The sequence below is a fragment of the Pinirhizobacter soli genome, from assembly GCF_015905305.1.
Taxonomy (GTDB): Bacteria; Pseudomonadota; Gammaproteobacteria; order Xanthomonadales; family Rhodanobacteraceae; genus Pinirhizobacter; species Pinirhizobacter soli.
In genome coordinates this window covers 1,202,054-1,220,500 of sequence record NZ_JADZLQ010000001.1, presented here as the reverse complement: position 1 = coordinate 1,220,500, position 18,447 = coordinate 1,202,054, and the positions used below count along the sequence as shown (strand labels likewise).

18 protein-coding genes are annotated in these 18,447 nt (G+C 63.1%); all 18 read left to right on the top strand.

Features of this window, described 5'->3' with window-relative positions:
• The first annotated feature begins 82 nt into the window (after window positions 1–82).
• Window positions 83–4,252: a DNA-directed RNA polymerase subunit beta gene (rpoB, locus tag NDK18_RS05090; protein WP_250625399.1), complete on the top strand. Its 4,170-nt coding sequence runs from the start codon at window positions 83–85 to the stop codon at window positions 4,250–4,252.
• A 25-nt stretch (window positions 4,253–4,277) separates the two neighbouring features.
• Window positions 4,278–8,489, top strand: coding sequence for a DNA-directed RNA polymerase subunit beta' (gene rpoC, locus NDK18_RS05085; protein WP_250625400.1), 4,212 nt, complete (start codon window positions 4,278–4,280; stop codon window positions 8,487–8,489).
• A gap of 174 nt (window positions 8,490–8,663) precedes the next feature.
• Window positions 8,664–9,044 carry a 30S ribosomal protein S12 gene (gene rpsL / locus NDK18_RS05080; protein ID WP_250625402.1) on the top strand — a complete coding sequence of 127 codons (381 nt, stop codon included), beginning with the start codon at window positions 8,664–8,666 and terminating at the stop codon, window positions 9,042–9,044.
• Between the two features lie 12 nt (window positions 9,045–9,056).
• On the top strand, window positions 9,057–9,524 hold the full coding sequence (gene rpsG / locus NDK18_RS05075; RefSeq protein ID WP_250625403.1) for a 30S ribosomal protein S7: 468 nt from the start codon (window positions 9,057–9,059) through the stop codon (window positions 9,522–9,524).
• A 51-nt stretch (window positions 9,525–9,575) separates the two neighbouring features.
• Window positions 9,576–11,693 (top strand): elongation factor G, encoded by a 2,118-nt coding sequence (gene fusA / locus NDK18_RS05070; RefSeq protein ID WP_250625405.1) that lies wholly within the window; start codon window positions 9,576–9,578, stop codon window positions 11,691–11,693.
• A gap of 49 nt (window positions 11,694–11,742) precedes the next feature.
• Window positions 11,743–12,933, top strand: a complete 1,191-nt coding sequence (tuf, locus tag NDK18_RS05065; RefSeq protein ID WP_250625393.1) for an elongation factor Tu — start codon at window positions 11,743–11,745, stop codon at window positions 12,931–12,933.
• A gap of 153 nt (window positions 12,934–13,086) precedes the next feature.
• Window positions 13,087–13,398: a 30S ribosomal protein S10 gene (gene rpsJ / locus NDK18_RS05060; protein WP_250625406.1), complete on the top strand. Its 312-nt coding sequence runs from the start codon at window positions 13,087–13,089 to the stop codon at window positions 13,396–13,398.
• A gap of 20 nt (window positions 13,399–13,418) precedes the next feature.
• Window positions 13,419–14,060 carry a 50S ribosomal protein L3 gene (gene rplC / locus NDK18_RS05055; RefSeq protein WP_250625407.1) on the top strand — a complete coding sequence of 214 codons (642 nt, stop codon included), beginning with the start codon at window positions 13,419–13,421 and terminating at the stop codon, window positions 14,058–14,060.
• A gap of 10 nt (window positions 14,061–14,070) precedes the next feature.
• Entirely contained in the window at window positions 14,071–14,673 is a 603-nt protein-coding gene (rplD, locus tag NDK18_RS05050; protein ID WP_250625408.1) for a 50S ribosomal protein L4, read from the top strand.
• A complete protein-coding gene (gene rplW / locus NDK18_RS05045; protein WP_250625409.1) occupies window positions 14,670–14,963 on the top strand; it encodes a 50S ribosomal protein L23 in 294 nt (97 codons plus the stop codon). Before rplD ends, rplW begins: the two co-directional genes overlap by 4 nt.
• Window positions 14,964–14,980: 17 nt before the next feature.
• A complete protein-coding gene (rplB, locus tag NDK18_RS05040; RefSeq protein ID WP_250625410.1) occupies window positions 14,981–15,802 on the top strand; it encodes a 50S ribosomal protein L2 in 822 nt (273 codons plus the stop codon).
• 12 nt (window positions 15,803–15,814) lie between these two features.
• A complete protein-coding gene (gene rpsS / locus NDK18_RS05035; RefSeq protein WP_250625411.1) occupies window positions 15,815–16,087 on the top strand; it encodes a 30S ribosomal protein S19 in 273 nt (90 codons plus the stop codon).
• Window positions 16,087–16,422 (top strand): 50S ribosomal protein L22, encoded by a 336-nt coding sequence (gene rplV, locus NDK18_RS05030; protein ID WP_250625412.1) that lies wholly within the window; start codon window positions 16,087–16,089, stop codon window positions 16,420–16,422. The genes rpsS and rplV overlap by 1 nt, the downstream gene beginning before the upstream one ends.
• 15 nt (window positions 16,423–16,437) lie before the next feature.
• Complete coding sequence (gene rpsC, locus NDK18_RS05025) at window positions 16,438–17,166, top strand: 30S ribosomal protein S3 (protein ID WP_250625413.1); 729 nt, start codon at window positions 16,438–16,440, stop codon at window positions 17,164–17,166.
• 11 nt (window positions 17,167–17,177) lie between these two features.
• Entirely contained in the window at window positions 17,178–17,591 is a 414-nt protein-coding gene (gene rplP, locus NDK18_RS05020; RefSeq protein ID WP_250625414.1) for a 50S ribosomal protein L16, read from the top strand.
• On the top strand, window positions 17,591–17,776 hold the full coding sequence (gene rpmC, locus NDK18_RS05015) for a 50S ribosomal protein L29 (RefSeq protein WP_250625415.1): 186 nt from the start codon (window positions 17,591–17,593) through the stop codon (window positions 17,774–17,776). The genes rplP and rpmC overlap by 1 nt, the downstream gene beginning before the upstream one ends.
• Window positions 17,777–17,787: 11 nt before the next feature.
• Window positions 17,788–18,051, top strand: a complete 264-nt coding sequence (gene rpsQ / locus NDK18_RS05010; RefSeq protein ID WP_250625416.1) for a 30S ribosomal protein S17 — start codon at window positions 17,788–17,790, stop codon at window positions 18,049–18,051.
• 15 nt (window positions 18,052–18,066) lie between these two features.
• Entirely contained in the window at window positions 18,067–18,435 is a 369-nt protein-coding gene (gene rplN, locus NDK18_RS05005; RefSeq protein ID WP_250627245.1) for a 50S ribosomal protein L14, read from the top strand.
• The last annotated feature ends 12 nt before the right edge of the window (window positions 18,436–18,447 follow it).

Below are 18,447 nucleotides of genomic sequence, written 5' to 3'. Positions count from 1 at the left end.
TATTGCCGATCTCCGATGTCCGATTTCATCATTTGCCGGTGTCCACCCACCGGCGTCACAGCGAACCGAGGCGGTACCCACCATGACCTACTCGTTTACCGAGAAGAAGCGCATCCGCAAGGATTTCGGCAAGCGTCCCCCCGTACTTGGGGTGCCGAACCTGCTGACCATCCAGACCGACTCCTACAAGGAGTTCCTGCAGGACGAGGTCGCGCCCAAGCAGCGTCATGACCGCGGCCTGCACGCCGCGCTCAAGTCGGTATTCCCGATCGTCAGCTATTCGGGCAATGCTGCCCTTGAATACGTCGAATACCGCCTCGGCGAACCCGCGTTCGACGAACGCGAGTGCCGTAACCGCGGCATGACCTTCGGTGCGCCCCTGCGCACCACCGTGCGCCTTGTCATCTACGACAAGGACAGCCCGGCATCGAAGAAGGCCGTCAAGTACGTCAAGGAGCAGGAGGTCTACATGGGCGAAATTCCGCTCATGACCGACACCGGCACCTTCATCATCAACGGCACCGAGCGCGTCATCGTCTCGCAGCTGCATCGTTCCCCGGGCGTGTTCTTCGACCACGACCGCGGCAAGACGCACAGCTCGGGCAAGCTGCTGTTCTCCGCGCGCGTGATTCCTTACCGTGGTTCGTGGCTCGACTTCGAGTTCGACCCGAAGGATGCCCTGTTCACCCGTATCGACCGTCGCCGCAAGCTGCCGGTCACCGTGCTGCTGCGCGCGCTGGGCTACAACAACGAAGAGATCCTGCGGATCTTCTTCGAGCACAACGTGTTCCACCTGGGCAAGAAGGGTGGCATCACGCTCGACCTCGTCGCCGAGCGCCTGCGCGGTGAAACCCTCACGTTCGACCTGATGCTCGACGGCAAGGTGCTGGTGGAAGCCGGCAAGCGCATCACCGCGCGCCACGTGCGCCAGCTCGCCAGCGAGAAGATCGCCCAGTTGGAAGTGCCCGACGATTACCCCGTCGGCCGCATCCTGGCCACCGATATCGTCGACAAGGCCACGGGCGAACTGATCGCCTCGGCCAATGACGAAATCACCGTCGAGAACCTCGAAGCCTTCCGCAAGGCCGGCATCGAGACGGTCGCCACGCTGTACGTCAACGACCTGGATCGCGGCGCCTACATCTCGAACACGCTGCGCATCGACAACACGCGCACGCAGCTCGAGGCGCTGGTCGAGATCTACCGCATGATGCGTCCGGGCGAGCCGCCCACCAAGGACGCTGCGCAGAACCTGTTCTTCAATCTGTTCTTCACCTTCGACCGCTACGACCTCTCGGGCGTCGGCCGCATGAAGTTTAACCGCCGCGTCGGCCGCAAAGACGTGGTCGGCCCCGGCGTGCTCTACGATCACAAGTACTTCTCCGAGCGCAAGGAAGAAGAATCCCAGCGCCTGGTGAAGGAACAGGGCGACACGTCCGACATCCTCGAAGTGCTCAAGGTGCTGATCGACATCCGTAACGGTATCGGTACCGTCGACGACATCGACCACCTGGGCAACCGCCGCGTGCGTTCGGTCGGCGAAATGGCCGAGAACACCTTCCGCATCGGCCTGGTCCGCGTGGAACGTGCCGTGCGCGAGCGCCTGTCGCTGGCCGAGTCCGAGGGCCTGACCCCGCAGGAACTGATCAACGCCAAGCCCGTCGCGGCCGCGGTGAAGGAGTTCTTCGGTTCGTCGCAGCTTTCGCAGTTCATGGACCAGAACAACCCGCTGTCGGAAGTCACGCACAAGCGCCGTGTCTCGGCGCTTGGACCGGGCGGCCTCACCCGTGAGCGCGCCGGCTTCGAAGTGCGCGACGTGCATCCCACGCACTACGGCCGCGTCTGCACCATCGAAACGCCTGAAGGCCCGAACATCGGCCTGATCAACTCGCTGGCCGTCTACGCCCGGACCAACCCGTACGGCTTCCTGGAAACCCCGTACCGCAAGGTCACCAACGGCAAGGTCACCGACAAGGTCGACTACCTCTCGGCCATCGAGGAAGGCGACCACGTGATCGCGCAGGCGAACTCGCCTCTCGACAAGGAAGGCGCGTTCCTCGAAGACTTCGTCTCCTGCCGTTTCCGCGGCGAGTCCGAGCTTCGTCCGTCCAGCGAGATCAACTACATGGACGTCTCGCCCATGCAGACGGTGTCGGTGGCAGCGGCGCTCGTTCCGTTCCTGGAGCACGACGACGCCAACCGCGCGCTGATGGGCGCCAACATGCAGCGCCAGGCCGTACCTACGCTGCGCAGCGAAAAGCCGCTGGTCGGCACCGGCATCGAGCGCGCCGTGGCGCGTGACTCGGGTGTCACCGTGTCCGCCCGCCGCGGCGGCGTCATCGACCAGGTCGATGCTGCCCGTATCGTGGTGCGCGTGAACGAGGAAGAAGTCGGCGACAACGACGCTGGCGTGGACATCTACACCCTCACCAAGTACACCCGCTCCAACCAGAACACCAACCTCAACCAGCGTCCGCTGGTGAACGTCGGTGACGTGGTGGCCGTGGGCGACACGCTGGCCGATGGTTCTTCCACCGACCTTGGCGAGCTTGCGCTCGGCCAGAACATGCTGGTCGCCTTCATGCCGTGGAACGGCTACAACTTCGAAGACTCGATCCTGATCTCCGAACGCGTGGTGCAGGAAGACCGTTACACCTCGATCCACATCGAGGAGCTCACCTGCATCGCCCGCGATACCAAGCTGGGTTCGGAAGAGATCACCGCCGACATCCCGAACGTGGGTGAGCAGGCGCTGGCTCGTCTGGACGAGAGCGGCATCGTCTACATCGGTGCGGAAGTGAAGGCCGGCGACATCCTGGTCGGCAAGGTCACGCCCAAGGGCGAAAGCCAGCTCACCCCGGAAGAGAAGCTCCTGCGCGCGATCTTCGGCGAGAAGGCTTCCGACGTTAAGGACTCCTCGCTCCGCGTGCCGCCGGGCATGGACGGCAACGTCATCGACGTGCAGGTCTTCACCCGCGACGGCATCGAGAAGGACAAGCGCGCCAAGCAGATCGAAGAAACCGAACTGAAGCGTATCCGCAAGGATCTCGACGACCAGTTCCGCATCCTCGAGGGCGCGATCTACGCCCGCATGCGCACGCAGCTGCTGGGCAAGGTCGCCAACTCCGGCCCCGGTGGCCTCAAGCGTGGCGCCGAGATCGACAACGCCTACCTCGATACGCTGAAGAAGGACGACTGGTTCAAGGTCAACGTCAAGGACGAGGAAGTCACCGAGTTCCTCGAGCGCGCGGCCGACCAGGTCAAGCGCCACAAGGAAAACTTCGAGAAGCGCTTCAAGGAAAAGCAGGGCAAGATCACCCAGGGTGACGATCTCGCCCCGGGCGTGCTGAAGATGGTCAAGGTGTACCTGGCCGTGAAGCGCCGCATCCAGCCGGGCGACAAGATGGCTGGCCGCCACGGCAACAAGGGCGTGGTCTCCATGATCGTGCCGGTCGAGGACATGCCGTTCTCCGCCGACGGTACGCCGGTGGACATCGTGCTGAACCCGCTGGGCGTGCCTTCGCGTATGAACATCGGGCAGATCCTCGAGGTTCATCTGGGTTGGGCTGCCAAGGGCCTGGGCAAGAAGATCGCCCGCATGCTCGAAGCCAACGAGAAGGCCGGCGAGGTGCGCAAGTTCCTCGAGCAGGTCTACAACCACGGTGATGCCGGTGCCGAGGGCGCCACCCGCCTGGTCAACCTGAAGTCGCTCAAGGACTCCGAGATCCTCGACCTCGCGGCCAACCTCAGGGCAGGCGTGCCGATGGCAACGCCGGTCTTCGACGGTGCCGAGGAGTCCGAGATCAAGGCCATGCTGAAGCTGGCGGACCTGCCCGAGTCGGGCCAGACCACCCTGTTCGACGGCCGCACCGGCGAGGCGTTCGATCGCCCGGTCACCGTCGGCTACATGCACATGCTGAAGCTGAACCATTTGGTCGACGACAAGATGCACGCCCGTTCCACGGGTCCCTACTCGCTCGTCACCCAGCAGCCGCTGGGCGGCAAGGCGCAGTTCGGTGGCCAGCGCTTCGGCGAAATGGAAGTGTGGGCGCTGGAAGCCTACGGCGCGGCTTACACCTTGCAGGAAATGCTCACGGTGAAGTCGGACGACGTCCAGGGCCGCAACCAGATGTACAAGAACATTGTCGACGGCAACCACGAGATGGCCGCGGGCATGCCGGAATCCTTCAACGTGTTGGTGAAGGAAATCCGCTCGCTTGCGATCGACATCGACCTGGAAGAGATCAAGTGATCGGCGCGGTCATCGGAGATTTCGCATGAAAGACTTACTGAATCTGTTCAACCAGCAGCGTGCAACGCCGGATTTCGACGCGATCAAGATCGCGTTGGCGTCGCCGGAGCTGATCCGCTCGTGGTCGTACGGCGAAGTGAAGAAGCCGGAAACCATCAACTACCGTACGTTCAAGCCCGAGCGTGACGGCCTGTTCTGCGCCGCGATCTTTGGTCCGGTCAAGGACTACGAGTGCCTGTGCGGCAAGTACAAGCGCATGAAGCACCGTGGCGTGGTCTGCGAAAAGTGCGGCACCGAGGTCACCCTGGCCAAGGTCCGTCGCGAACGCATGGGCCACATCGAGCTTGCCAGCCCCACCGCGCACATCTGGTTCTTGAAGTCGCTGCCTTCGCGCATCGGCCTGATGCTGGACATGACGCTGCGTGACATCGAGCGCATCCTGTACTTCGAAGCATTCGTCGTGATCGATCCGGGCCTTACCGCCCTGGAGCGCGGCCAGCTGCTCTCCGAAGACCAGTACCTGGAAGCCACCGAAGAGCACGGCGACGAGTTCGATGCCCGCATGGGCGCCGAGGCCGTCTATGAGCTGCTGAAGTCGCTCGACCTTCCGGCCGAAGTGATTCGCCTGAAGGAAGAAATCACCTCCACCAATTCCGAGACCAAGCTCAAGCGCCTCACCAAGCGCGTCAAGCTGATCGAGGCGTTCCTGGAGTCGGGCAACAAGCCTGAGTGGATGGTGCTTACCGTGCTTCCCGTGCTGCCGCCGGACCTCCGTCCGCTGGTGCCGCTGGACGGTGGCCGCTTCGCCACGTCGGATCTGAACGACCTCTACCGTCGCGTGATCAACCGCAACAACCGCCTCAAGCGCCTGCTGGAACTGGCAGCGCCGGACATCATCGTGCGCAACGAAAAGCGCATGCTGCAGGAATCGGTTGACGCGCTGCTCGACAATGGCCGCCGCGGCCGTGCCATCACCGGCACGAACAAGCGCGCGCTGAAGTCGCTGGCCGACATGATCAAGGGCAAGCAGGGCCGCTTCCGCCAGAACCTGCTCGGCAAGCGCGTGGACTACTCCGGCCGTTCGGTCATCGTGGTCGGTCCCACGCTCAAGCTGCACCAGTGCGGCCTGCCGAAGAAGATGGCGCTCGAGCTCTTCAAGCCCTTCATCTTCGCCAAGCTGCAGGCCCGTGGTGAAGCCACCACGATCAAGGCCGCCAAGAAGCTGGTCGAGCGTGAAGAAGGGCAGGTGTGGGACATCCTGGAAGACGTCATCCGCGAGCATCCGGTGCTGCTTAACCGCGCACCCACGCTGCATCGCCTTGGCATCCAGGCGTTCGAGCCGACCCTGATCGAAGGCAAGGCGATCCAGCTGCATCCGCTGGTCTGTACCGCCTTCAACGCCGACTTCGACGGCGACCAGATGGCCGTGCACGTGCCGCTCTCGATCGAGGCGCAGCTGGAAGCCCGCGCCCTGATGATGTCTTCGAACAACATCCTGTCGCCCGCCAACGGCGAGCCGATCATCGTGCCGACCCAGGACGTCGTCCTGGGCCTGTACTACATGTCGCGCGAGCTGGTGAACGCCAAGGGCGCCGGCATGGTGTTCGCGAACATCGCCGAAGTGCGTCGCGCCTATGACAACCGTGCGGTGGAACTGCACGCCAAGGTCAGGGTGCGCCTGCGCCAGGTGTCCACCGATGAAACCGGCAAGTCCAGCGAAACCTTCGGCCTGGTCGATACCACCGTGGGCCGTGCGCTGCTGGCCGAGATCATCCCCACCGGCCTGCCGTTCGCCCTGGTCAACACCGAGCTGTCGAAGAAGAACATCTCTCGCCTGATCAACCAGAGTTACCGCCTGCTGGGCCTGAAGGACACCGTCGTCTTCGCCGACAAGCTCATGTACACGGGCTTCCGCTTCGCCACGCGTGCCGGTATCTCCATCGGCATCGACGACATGAAGATCCCGGCCGAGAAGAAGGGCATCCTGGAAGAAGCCGAGAAGGAAGTGGTCGAAATCCAGGAGCAGTACCAGTCGGGCCTGGTCACCGCCGGCGAGCGCTACAACAAGGTGGTCGACATCTGGTCGCGTACCAACGAACTGGTCGCCAAGGCCATGATCGACGGCATCGGCACCGAGAAGGTGGTCGACGCCGAAGGCAAGACGGTCAACCAGAAGTCGATGAACTCGCTGTACATCATGGCCGACTCCGGCGCGCGAGGCAGCGCGGCGCAGATTCGCCAGCTGGCCGGCATGCGCGGCCTGATGGCCCGTCCCGATGGCTCGATCATCGAGACGCCCATCAAGGCGAACTTCCGTGAAGGCCTGAACGTGCTGCAGTACTTCAACTCCACCCACGGTGCCCGTAAGGGCCTGGCGGATACGGCGTTGAAGACGGCGAACTCCGGCTACCTCACCCGCCGACTGGTCGACGTGGCCCAGGACGTGGTCATCACCACGCACGATTGCGGCACCGAGAACGGCGTCACCATGACTCCGATCGTCGAAGGCGGCGATGTGGTCGAGCCGTTGCGCGAGCGCGTGCTCGGTCGCGTGGTGGTGGAGGACGTCTACGCCCCCGGCGACGACGACCAGCCCATCGTCACCCGCGACACGCTGCTCGACGAGGCCCTGGTCGACAAGCTTGACCGTGCCGGCGTGCAGCTGCTCCAGGTGCGTTCGCCCATCACCTGCCAGGCTGCTCATGGCGTTTGCGCGCTGTGCTACGGCCGTGACCTTGCCCGTGGCCACCTGGTCAACATGGGTGAAGCCGTGGGTGTGGTCGCCGCGCAGTCGATCGGCGAACCCGGCACCCAGCTCACCATGCGTACGTTCCACATCGGTGGTGCCGCTTCCCGTGCCGCCGCCGTGGACAACGTCACCGTGCGCACCACCGGCGCGCTGAAGTTCAACAACCTCAAGACCGTCCAGCACAACCAGGGTCACCTGGTGGCAGTGTCGCGTTCGGGCGAAGTGAGCGTGCTCGATGCCAACGGCCGCGAGCGCGAGCGTTACAAGGTGCCTTACGGCGCCACCATCGCCGTCAAGGATGGCGACCCGGTCAAGGCTGGCCAGACGGTCGCCAACTGGGATCCGCATACCCATCCGATCGTCGCCGAAGTGGCCGGCGTGGTGCGCTTCATCGACTTCCTCGATGGCGTCACCGTGCAGTCGCAGACGGATGAGCTCACCGGTCTTGAAAGCGCGGTGGTCACCGATCCGAAGCGTCGCGGCACGCAGGCGAAGGACCTTCGCCCGATCGTGCGCCTGGAAGATGCCAAGGGCCGTGAGCTCAAGCTCCCCGGTACCGACATCCCGGCACAGTACTTCCTGCCGGCCGGCGCCATCGTCTCGATCCAGAACGGGGCCGAAGTGGGCGTGGGCGACGTGGTTGCCCGTATCCCGCAGGAAACCTCCAAGACCCGCGACATCACCGGTGGTCTGCCGCGCGTGGCGGACTTGTTCGAAGCCCGCAAGCCCAAGGAGCAGGCGATCCTCGCCGAGCGCTCGGGCGTGGTCAGCTTCGGCAAGGACACCAAGGGCAAGCAGCGCCTGGTGATCAAGGACGTCGACGGCAACGAGCACGAAGAGCTGATTCCCAAGTGGCGCCAGGTCATCGTGTTCGAAGGCGAGCATGTGGAGAAGGGCGAAACCGTCGTCGACGGCGAGCCGAATCCGCATGACATCCTGCGTTTGCTGGGTGTGCAGCCGCTCGCGGCCTACCTCACCAAGGAAATCCAGGACGTCTACCGCCTGCAGGGCGTGAAGATCAACGACAAGCACATCGAAGCGATCATTCGCCAGATGCTGCGCAAGGTCGAGATCACCGATCCGGGTGAAAGCCACTACCTCCGTGGCGAGCAGGTCGAGCGGGTCCGCATCAACGCGGAAAACAACCGCGCGGCCAGCCGTGACCAGCGTCCGGCCGAGTTCGAATCGGTCCTGCTGGGCATCACCAAGGCATCGCTGGCGACCGAGTCGTTCATCTCGGCGGCCTCCTTCCAGGAGACCACCCGGGTCCTGACCGAGGCGGCCGTCCGCGGCACCCGTGACATGTTGCGGGGCCTCAAGGAAAATGTTATTGTTGGGCGTCTTATCCCTGCAGGCACCGGCCTGGCGTATCACGCCGCGCGCCGCCGCTCGGGCGGGCTCTCGGCAGCGGACCTCGATACCCTTACGGGTGCCTCGTCCGGCTTGTCCTTCTCCGAAGCCCCGGTCAGCAGCGATACCGCCGAATAAGGCGCAGTTTCCTTACTCGGTTACATACGAAATGAGGCGCATGGATGCGCCTCGTGTTCGGGACAAGGACGGCAGGGCCTAGCTTGCTGGTGCGGGCTGCCCATGTTAAATTCCCGCTTCTTGGCAGACCGAGCTTGATCGGTCTGCCTTTATGTTTCTCAGGAATAGCTTCGCATGACGACAGTCAACCAGTTGGTGCGCAAAAACCGCAGCCCGAAGACCTACAAAAGCGCTTCGCCTGCCCTGCAGAGCAGCCCGCAGCGTCGCGGCGTCTGCACGCGCGTGTACACGACCACCCCCAAGAAGCCGAACTCGGCCCTGCGCAAGGTCGCCAAGGTGCGCCTGACCAACGGGTATGAAGTCATCAGCTACATCGGTGGCGAAGGCCACAACCTCCAGGAGCACTCCGTGGTCCTGATCCGCGGCGGTCGCGTCAAGGACCTCCCGGGCGTTCGTTACCACACCGTGCGCGGCACGCTCGACTGCGCCGGCGTCACCAAGCGTCGCAAGTCGCGTTCGAAGTACGGCGCCAAGCGCCCGAAAGCTGCCAAGTAAAGGATTCAGATAATGTCGCGTAAAGGTTCACATCCCGCCCGTCTGGTCCTCCCGGATCCCAAGCACGGCAGCCAGCTCATCGCCCGTTTCATCAACATGGTGATGAAATCCGGCAAGAAGTCGGTCGCCGAAGCCATCGTTTACGGTGCGCTGGAGCAGATCGGCCAGAAGAACGCCGAGCCGGTCGCCCTGGTCGAGAAAGCCCTGGGCAACATCGCCCCGTCGGTCGAGGTGAAGTCCCGCCGTGTCGGTGGCGCCACCTACCAGGTGCCCGTCGAAGTGCGTCCCGGCCGCCGCATGGCCCTGGCCATGCGCTGGGTGATCGACGCCGCCCGCAAGCGTGGTGAAACATCCATGCCCCGCAAGCTGGCCGCCGAGCTCCTGGAAGCCGCGGAAAGCCGTGGCGGCGCTGTCAAGAAGCGCGAAGAAACGCACCGCATGGCGGAAGCCAACAAGGCCTTCTCGCACTACCGCTGGTAATCAGCACGCGGGTACCCCATATACCCGCTTTCGTTTTTGAGGATCGACGACGTGGCACGCACCACCCCCATCGAGCGCTACCGCAATTTCGGCATCATGGCCCACATCGATGCCGGCAAGACCACGACCACCGAGCGCATCCTGTTCTACACCGGCGTCAGCCACAAGATTGGCGAAGTCCATGACGGTGCGGCCACGATGGACTGGATGGAGCAGGAGCAGGAGCGCGGCATCACCATCACTTCCGCTGCCACCACGGCATTCTGGAAGGGCATGGACCGTTCGCTGCCCGAGCACCGCTTCAACATCATCGACACCCCAGGGCACGTCGACTTCACCATCGAAGTCGAGCGTTCGCTGCGCGTGCTCGACGGTGCCGTGTTCGTGTTGTGCGCCGTCGGTGGCGTGCAGCCGCAGTCGGAGACTGTCTGGCGCCAGGCCAACAAGTACCACGTGCCGCGCCTTGCCTTCGTCAACAAGATGGACCGCACCGGTGCCAACTTCTACAAGGTCGTCGAGCAGCTGAAGGCCCGCCTGGGTGCGAATCCCGTGCCGATGCAGGTGCCGATCGGCGCCGAAGACAACTTCGAAGGCGTGGTCGACCTCGTCAAGATGAAGTCGATCATCTGGGACATGGAATCCCAGGGCATGAAGTTCGAATACCAGGAAATCCCGGCCCATCTCCTTGAGAAGGCCCAGGAAGATCGTGCCTTCATGATCGAGGCTGCGGCGGAAGCCAACGAAGACCTGATGAACAAGTACCTGGAAGGTGGTGACCTCACTGAAGAGGAAATCATCTTCGGCCTGCGCACGCGCACGCTCGCCAGCGAAATCATCCCGGTGTTCTGCGGCACGGCGTTCAAGAACAAGGGCGTGCAGGCCATGCTCGACGCAGTAGTGAACCTGCTGCCGTCGCCGGCCGATCGTCCGCCCGTGGCTGGCCTGGACGAAGACGAGAAGGAAGATCATCGCAAGGCCGATGACTCCGCCCCGTTCTCGGCGCTTGCCTTCAAGATCATGACCGATCCGTTCGTCGGCTCGCTTACGTTCTTCCGTGTCTATTCGGGCACGTTGAACGCCGGCGACGCGGTGTACAACCCGGTCAAGTCCAAGAAAGAGCGCATCGGCCGTATCCTGCAGATGCACGCGAACGAGCGTCACGAACTGAAGGAAGTCCGCGCCGGTGACATCGCCGCCGCGGTTGGCCTGAAGGACGTCACCACCGGTGACACGCTGTGCGCGCAGGATCACATCATCACCCTGGAGCGGATGACGTTCCCGGAGCCGGTGATCTCGATGGCTGTCGAGCCGAAGACCAAGTCCGACCAGGAGAAGATGGGCGTTGCCCTCGGTCGCCTGGCCGCGGAGGATCCGTCCTTCCGCGTGCGTACGGACGAGGAATCCGGCCAGACGATCATCTCGGGCATGGGCGAGCTGCACCTGGACATCCTGGTCGATCGCATGCGCCGCGAGTTCAACGTGGAAGCGAACGTCGGCAAGCCGCAGGTGGCTTACCGCGAGACCATCCGCTTGTCGGACGTCAAGTCCGATTACAAGCACGCCAAGCAGTCCGGCGGTAAGGGTCAGTACGGTCACGTCGTGATCGAGCTCTCCCCGATGACCGAAGCCGACCGTGCCGATTCGAGCGTGAAGGACGACTTCCTGTTCATCAACGACATCACCGGCGGCGTGATCCCGAAGGAATTCATCCCCTCGGTCGAGAAGGGCCTGCGCGAAACCATCACCAGCGGTCCGCTCGCGGGCTTCCCGGTGGTGAACGTGAAGGTCAAGCTCGTGTTCGGTTCGTACCACGACGTCGACTCGTCGGAAATGGCGTTCAAGCTGGCCGCCTCCATGGCGTTCAAGCAGGGCTTCGCGAAGGCGTCGCCGGTACTGCTCGAGCCCATCATGAAGGTCGAAGTGGTCACGCCGGAAGACTACGTCGGTGACGTCATGGGCGATCTGAGCCGTCGTCGCGGCATGCTTTCCGGCCAGGAAGACACGCCGTCGGGCAAGACGATCGACGCCATGGTGCCGCTGGGCGAGATGTTCGGTTACGCGACCACCATCCGCTCGCTCACGCAGGGCCGCGCCACGTTCACGATGGAATTCGACCATTACGCCGAGGCGCCGAACAACATCGCCGAGCAGGTCATGAAGAGGGCCTGATAAGGCTCTCCTCCCATCCAACACCGTTCTTTTTTAGAGGTTTTTAGTCATGGCAAAGGGTAAATTCGAACGCACCAAGCCGCACGTCAACGTCGGCACCATCGGTCACGTGGACCATGGCAAGACGACCTTGACGGCAGCGCTGACGAAGGTTGGCGCCGAGCGCTTCGGTGGAGAATTCAAGGGTTACGACCAGATCGACGCGGCGCCGGAAGAGAAGGCGCGCGGCATCACGATCTCGACGGCCCACGTGGAATATGAATCCGCGGTGCGTCACTACGCGCACGTGGATTGCCCGGGCCACGCCGACTACGTGAAGAACATGATCACGGGTGCGGCGCAGATGGACGGCGCGATCCTGGTCTGCTCGGCCGCCGACGGCCCGATGCCGCAGACGCGCGAGCACATCCTGCTGTCGCGCCAGGTGGGCGTGCCGTACATCGTGGTCTTCCTGAACAAGGCGGACATGGTGGACGACGCCGAGCTCCTGGAGCTGGTGGAAATGGAAGTGCGCGAGCTGCTGTCGAAGTACGAGTTCCCGGGCGACGACACCCCGATCATCCACGGCTCGGCCAAGCTGGCGCTGGAAGGCGACCAGTCGGAAATCGGCGTGCCGGCGATCATCAAGCTGGTCGATGCGCTGGACACCTACATTCCGGAGCCGGTGCGTGACATCGACAAGAGCTTCCTGATGCCGGTGGAAGACGTGTTCTCGATCTCCGGTCGCGGCACGGTGGTCACCGGTCGTATCGAGCGCGGCATCATCAAGGTCGGCGACGAAGTGGAAGTGGTCGGCATCATCGACACGGTCAAGACCACGGTCACGGGCGTGGAGATGTTCCGCAAGCTGCTCGACCAGGGCCAGGCGGGCGATAACGCCGGTCTGCTGCTGCGCGGTCTCAAGCGTGACGACGTGCAGCGCGGCCAGGTGCTGGCCAAGCCGGGTTCGATCAAGCCGCACACGACCTTCGAGGCCGAGGTGTACGTGCTGTCGAAGGACGAGGGTGGCCGTCATACGCCGTTCTTCAAGGGCTACCGTCCGCAGTTCTACTTCCGCACCACCGACGTCACCGGCGCTTGCGAGCTGCCCGAGGGCGTGGAAATGGTGATGCCGGGTGACAACGTGAAGATGGTGGTCACCCTGATCCACCCGATCGCGATGGACGACGGCCTGCGTTTTGCCATCCGTGAGGGCGGTCGTACCGTCGGCGCGGGTGTCGTGGCCAAGATCATCAAGTAATACGCATCAACCCTGCAATTTGCGGGAAAATGCAGTAAGATAGGCGGCTACCGTCCTCAAGGGCGGTAGTCGCTTACGCTTTTCAAGAGTAATCAGGTCACTGATAAGTGCCTGAAATACATAACGTTCTTTCGACAACAGGACACGGTTTTTATGGCGAACCAGAAGATTCGCATTCGGTTGAAGGCGTTCGATCATCGTTTGATCGACCGTTCAGCCAGTGAGATCGTCGAGACGGCCAAGCGTACCGGTGCAACGGTGCTGGGCCCGATTCCGCTCCCGACCAAGATCGAGCGGTACACCATCCTGACGTCCCCGCACGTCGACAAGGATGCTCGCGATCAGTATGAGACCCGCACCCACAAGCGTGTGCTGGACATCATCGACCCGAATGACAAAACCGTGGACGCGCTCATGAAGCTTGATCTCGCCGCTGGCGTAGACGTACAGATCAAGCTGGGCTGAGCGGACAAAGGGATACACATATGAGTATCGGACTAGTAGGCCGCAAGTGCGGCATGAGCCGGCTCTTCACTGAAGATGGCCGCTCGATTCCGGTGACGCTGATTGAAGCGACGCCCAATCGCGTGACCCAGGTGAAGACGGACGAAATTGACGGCTACAGCGCCGTGCAGCTCGCGGCAGGCGTCAAGCGCGCCTCGCTGCTGACGCAGCCGCTGAAGGGCCATTATGCAAAGGCGAAGGTCGAGCCGGGTCGCGTCATCCGCGAGTTCCGCGTGTCGGCCGACGACGCCGCCAAGTACGCCGTGGGCGCCGAAATCAAGGCCGACGACGTGTTCTCCGTGGGCCAGGTGGTCGACGTGCAGGGCGTGTCCAAGGGTAAGGGTTTCCAGGGCACCATCAAGCGTCATCACTTCAAGATGGGTGATGCCACTCACGGTAACTCGCTGTCGCATCGCGCGCCGGGCTCCATCGGCCAGCGCCAGACGCCAGGCCGCGTGTTCCCAGGCAAGAAGATGTCCGGCCACATGGGTGCGGTCAACCGCACGCAGCAGGGCCTGGAAGTGGTCAAGGTCGATGCCGAGCGTCACCTGATTGCGGTCAAGGGCGCGGTACCGGGTGCTCCCGGTGGCGACGTCGTGATCCGTCCGACGACGAAGGGCTGAGGAGAACGCCATGGAACTCAATGTCATTGGCGCCCAGCCGCTTACCGTGTCCGACGAGGTCTTCGGTCGCGAGCTGAACAACGCCCTGATCCACCAGGTCGTCACCGCGTATCGCGCGGGCGGCCGAGCCGGCACCAAGGCGCAGCTGTCGCGCGGCGAGATGTCCGGTACCACCAAGAAATTCAAGAAGCAGAAGGGCGGCGGCGCCCGTCACGGCGACTACCGCGCACCGATCTTCGTCGGTGGTGGCGTCACCTTTGCCGCCAAGCCGCGCAGCTTCGAGCAGAAGGTCAACCGCAAGGCCTACCGTGTCGCGATCCGCTCCATGTTGTCGGAGCTCAACCGCGCCGGCCGCCTGAAGGTCGTCCCGGGTTTTGATTTCGAGAAGGCGCAGACCAAGGCCATGATCTCCAAGCTCGCCGAGCTTGAAGTCTCCGGCCGCGTGCTCCTGGTTTCCGAGGAAGCCACCGAGGCGATGTACCTGTCTGCCCGCAACATTCCGTACCTCCACGTAGTGGACGTGCTGGCGCTGAACCCGGTTAGCCTGGTCGGTTCCGATTACGTCGTGCTCACGGTAGACGCGGTCAAGAAGGTCGAGGAGTGGCTGGCATGAGCAACGAACGCACCCTGAATACGCTGCGCGCGCCGCACATTTCCGAAAAGACCGCCCGTCTTGCCGAGGGTAACCAGTATGTTTTCGTCGTAGCCCCGGAAGCCACCAAGGCTGACGTCCGCGCCGCCGTGGAACACCTTTTCGACGTCAAGGTCGAAAACGTGAACCTCGTCAATGGCAAGGGCAAAGCCAAGTCCTTCCGTCAGCGCGCTGGCGTTCGCCAGGGTAAGCGCAAGGCATACGTGCGACTCGCCGCTGGCCACACGATCGACGTGTCGGCCAAGGCCTGAGCCAGGAGTTATTCGAGATGGCACTAATCACACACAAGCCGACCTCGCCGGGCCGTCGCGACGCTGTAAGCGTCCGCACCCCGGGTCTGCACAAGGGCGCTCCGTACGCTCCGCTGACCGAGTCGCAGTCCAAGTCCGGTGGCCGTAACCATTACGGCCGCATCACGGTCCGTCACCGCGGCGGTGGCCACAAGCAGGCCTACCGCATCATCGATTTCAAGCGCGACAAGGAGTCCATCGTGGCTCGCGTCGAGCGCCTGGAATACGATCCGAACCGCACCGCGCACATCGCGCTGCTGGTGTATTCGGATGGTGAGCGCCGTTACATCATCGCGCCGAAGGGCGTGCAGGTGGGTGACCGCCTGGTATCGGGTACCGATGCGCCGATCAAGGCTGGCAACTGCCTGCCGCTGCGCAACATCCCGGTGGGTTCGACCATTCACTGCATCGAGATGAAGCCGGGCAAGGGTGCGCAGATCGCGCGCAGTGCCGGCGCCTCGGTACAGCTGGTGGCGCGTGAGCAGGGCTACGCCACGCTGCGTCTTCGCTCCGGCGAAATGCGCCGCGTGCCGGTGGAATGCCGCGCCACGATCGGTGAAGTGGGCAACGGGGAGCACAGCCTCCGTAAGCTCGGCAAGGCCGGCGCGAAGCGCTGGATGGGTATTCGTCCCACCGTTCGCGGTGTGGTGATGAACCCGGTGGACCACCCGCATGGCGGTGGTGAGGGCAAGACCTCTGGCGGACGTCACCCGGTATCTCCGTGGGGCACTCCGGCCAAGGGCTACAAGACGCGCAGCAACAAGCGCACCCAGCAGTTCATCGTGCGTCGCCGCAAGTAACGGATATCCAATATGCCTCGTTCACTAAAAAAAGGTCCGTTTGTCGACCTGCACCTCGTAAAAAAGGTGGATGCCGCGGTTGCGGCCAACAACAAGCGTCCGATCAAGACCTGGTCGCGCCGCTCGATGATCCTGCCCGAAATGGTTGGGCTGACCATCGCCATCCATAACGGACGCCAGCACGTGCCCGTGTTGATCAACGAGAACATGGTCGGGCACAAGCTCGGCGAGTTCGCGGTGACCCGCACGTTCAAGGGCCACTCCGGCGACAAGAAGGGTAAGTGATGAGCACCGAAGCCAAAGCAATCCTCCGGGGCGCCCGTATTTCGGCGCAGAAGGCTCGCCTGGTGGCTGACCTGGTCCGCGGACTCCCCGTGGGCAAGGCCAGCGACGTGCTCGCCTTTACCAACAAGAAAGCCGCCCACCTGGTTCGCAAGGTGCTGTTGTCGGCTGTCGCCAATGCCGAGAACAACCTTGGCGCGGATGTGGACGAGCTTCGCGTGTCCAGCATCTTCGTCGACGAGGGTCCGGCCATGAAGCGTATGTTCGCCCGCGCCAAGGGTCGTGGTTCGCGCATTCTCAAGCGCACCGCGCACATCACCGTTGTCGTCGGCAACTGACTGAGGAAATAGACGATGGGTCATAAAGTACATCCCACCGGTATCCGCCTCGGCATTGCCAAGGACTGGAACTCGAAGTGGTACGCCAACAAGGGCGACTACGCCAAGTATCTCTCGGCCGATCTTAAGGTCCGCGAGATGCTTCGCAAGAAGCTGGCTCAGGCCGGCATCAGCAAGATCCAGATCGAGCGTCCGGCCAAGACCGCCCGCGTGACGATTCACACCGCCCGTCCGGGCGTGGTGATCGGCAAGAAGGGCGAGGACATCGAGAAGCTGCGCAAGGAAGTCACCGCGATGATGGGTGTTCCCACCCACATCAACGTGTCCGAAGTGCGCAAGCCCGAACTGGATGCCCAGCTGGTGGCCGAGTCGATCGCCCAGCAGCTCGAGCGTCGCATCATGTTCCGTCGCGCCATGAAGCGTTCGGTCGGCAATGCCATGCGCCTCGGCGCCCTGGGCATCAAGATCAACGTTTCCGGTCGTCTGAACGGCGCCGAGATCGCCCGCTCCGAGTGGAGCCGTGAAGGTCGCGTCCCGCTGCATACCCTGCGCGCGGATATCGACTACGGCACCGCCGAAGCCAAGACCACCTACGGCATCATCGGTGTCAAGGTGTGGATCTATAAGGGTGAAATCTTCGACCTCGCGGCCGCTACGGCCGAGGCGTCGAAGGAAGAACAGTCGCAGCCGCCGCGTCGCGAGGGTGGTGAAAACCGCCGCGATCGCGAGCGGGCTGCCAAGTAAGGAGCGTTGCCATGTTGCAACCAAAGCGCACCAAGTACCGCAAGATGCACAAGGGTCGTAATGACGGCCTGGCATTTTCCTCCAACCTCGTCAGCTTCGGCGAGTACGGCCTGAAGGCGACCACCCATGGTCAGCTCACGGCCCGTCAGATCGAAGCTGCGCGTCGTTGCATCACCCGCTTCGTCAAGCGAGGCGGCAAGCTGTGGATCCGCGTGTTCCCGGACAAGCCGATCACCCGCAAGCCGATCGAAGTTCGAATGGGCGCGGGCAAGGGCAGCGTCGAGTTCTGGGTCGCCCCGATCCAGCCCGGCCGCATGCTTTATGAAATCGAGGGTGTCGACGAGACCACGGCGCGCGAAGCGTTCCGCCTGGCCGCGGCGAAACTCTCTGTCCAGACGCAATTCGTTTCCAGGGCGGTGATGTGATGGCCACCAAGCAGATCAAAGACCAGTCGGCAGACGAGCTCAAGAAGCACCTGCTGGACCTTCGCAAGGAGCAGTTCAATCTGCGCATGCAGAAAGGCTCCGGCCAGCTCACCCAGCCGCACCAGCTGCGCCGCGTTAGGCGCGATATTGCCCGCACGAAATTCGTGCTCGGCAGCAAGAAGTAAGGACGGCGGATATGAGCGATAACAAGAAAGCCGCGCGCACCCTCGAGGGCCGCGTGATCAGCAACAAGATGGTCAACACGGTTACCGTGCTGGTCGAGCGCCAGGTCCAGCACCCGCTGCTGGGCAAGATCGTCCGTCGTTCCACCAAGTTGCACGCCCATGATGAAACGGGCGCCAACGAGGGCGACGTGGTGCGGATTGCCGAGTGCCGTCCGCTGTCGAAAACCAAACATCATCGCGTGGTGGAAATCATCACCCGCGCTGACATTGTCTGACGGGAGGGTGCAGCCATGATCCAGATGCAAAGCACGCTTCAAGCCGCGGACAATAGCGGCGCCAAGGAACTGATGTGCATCAAGGTGCTCGGCGGCTCCAAGCGTCGGTACGCCTCGGTTGGCGACGTGATCAAGGTCACCGTCAAGGATGCCATCCCCCGCGGCAAGGTGAAGAAGGGCGAGGTCTACAACGCCGTGGTGGTTCGTACCGCCAAGGGTGTTCGCCGCGCCGACGGCTCCACCATCCGTTTCGACGGGAATGCGGCCGTCCTCCTCAACAACAAGCTCGAGCCGATCGGTACCCGTATTTTCGGGCCGGTGACCCGCGAGCTGCGCAGCGAGAAGTTCATGAAGATCGTCTCGCTCGCGCCTGAAGTGCTCTGAGCGGAGGCCAGA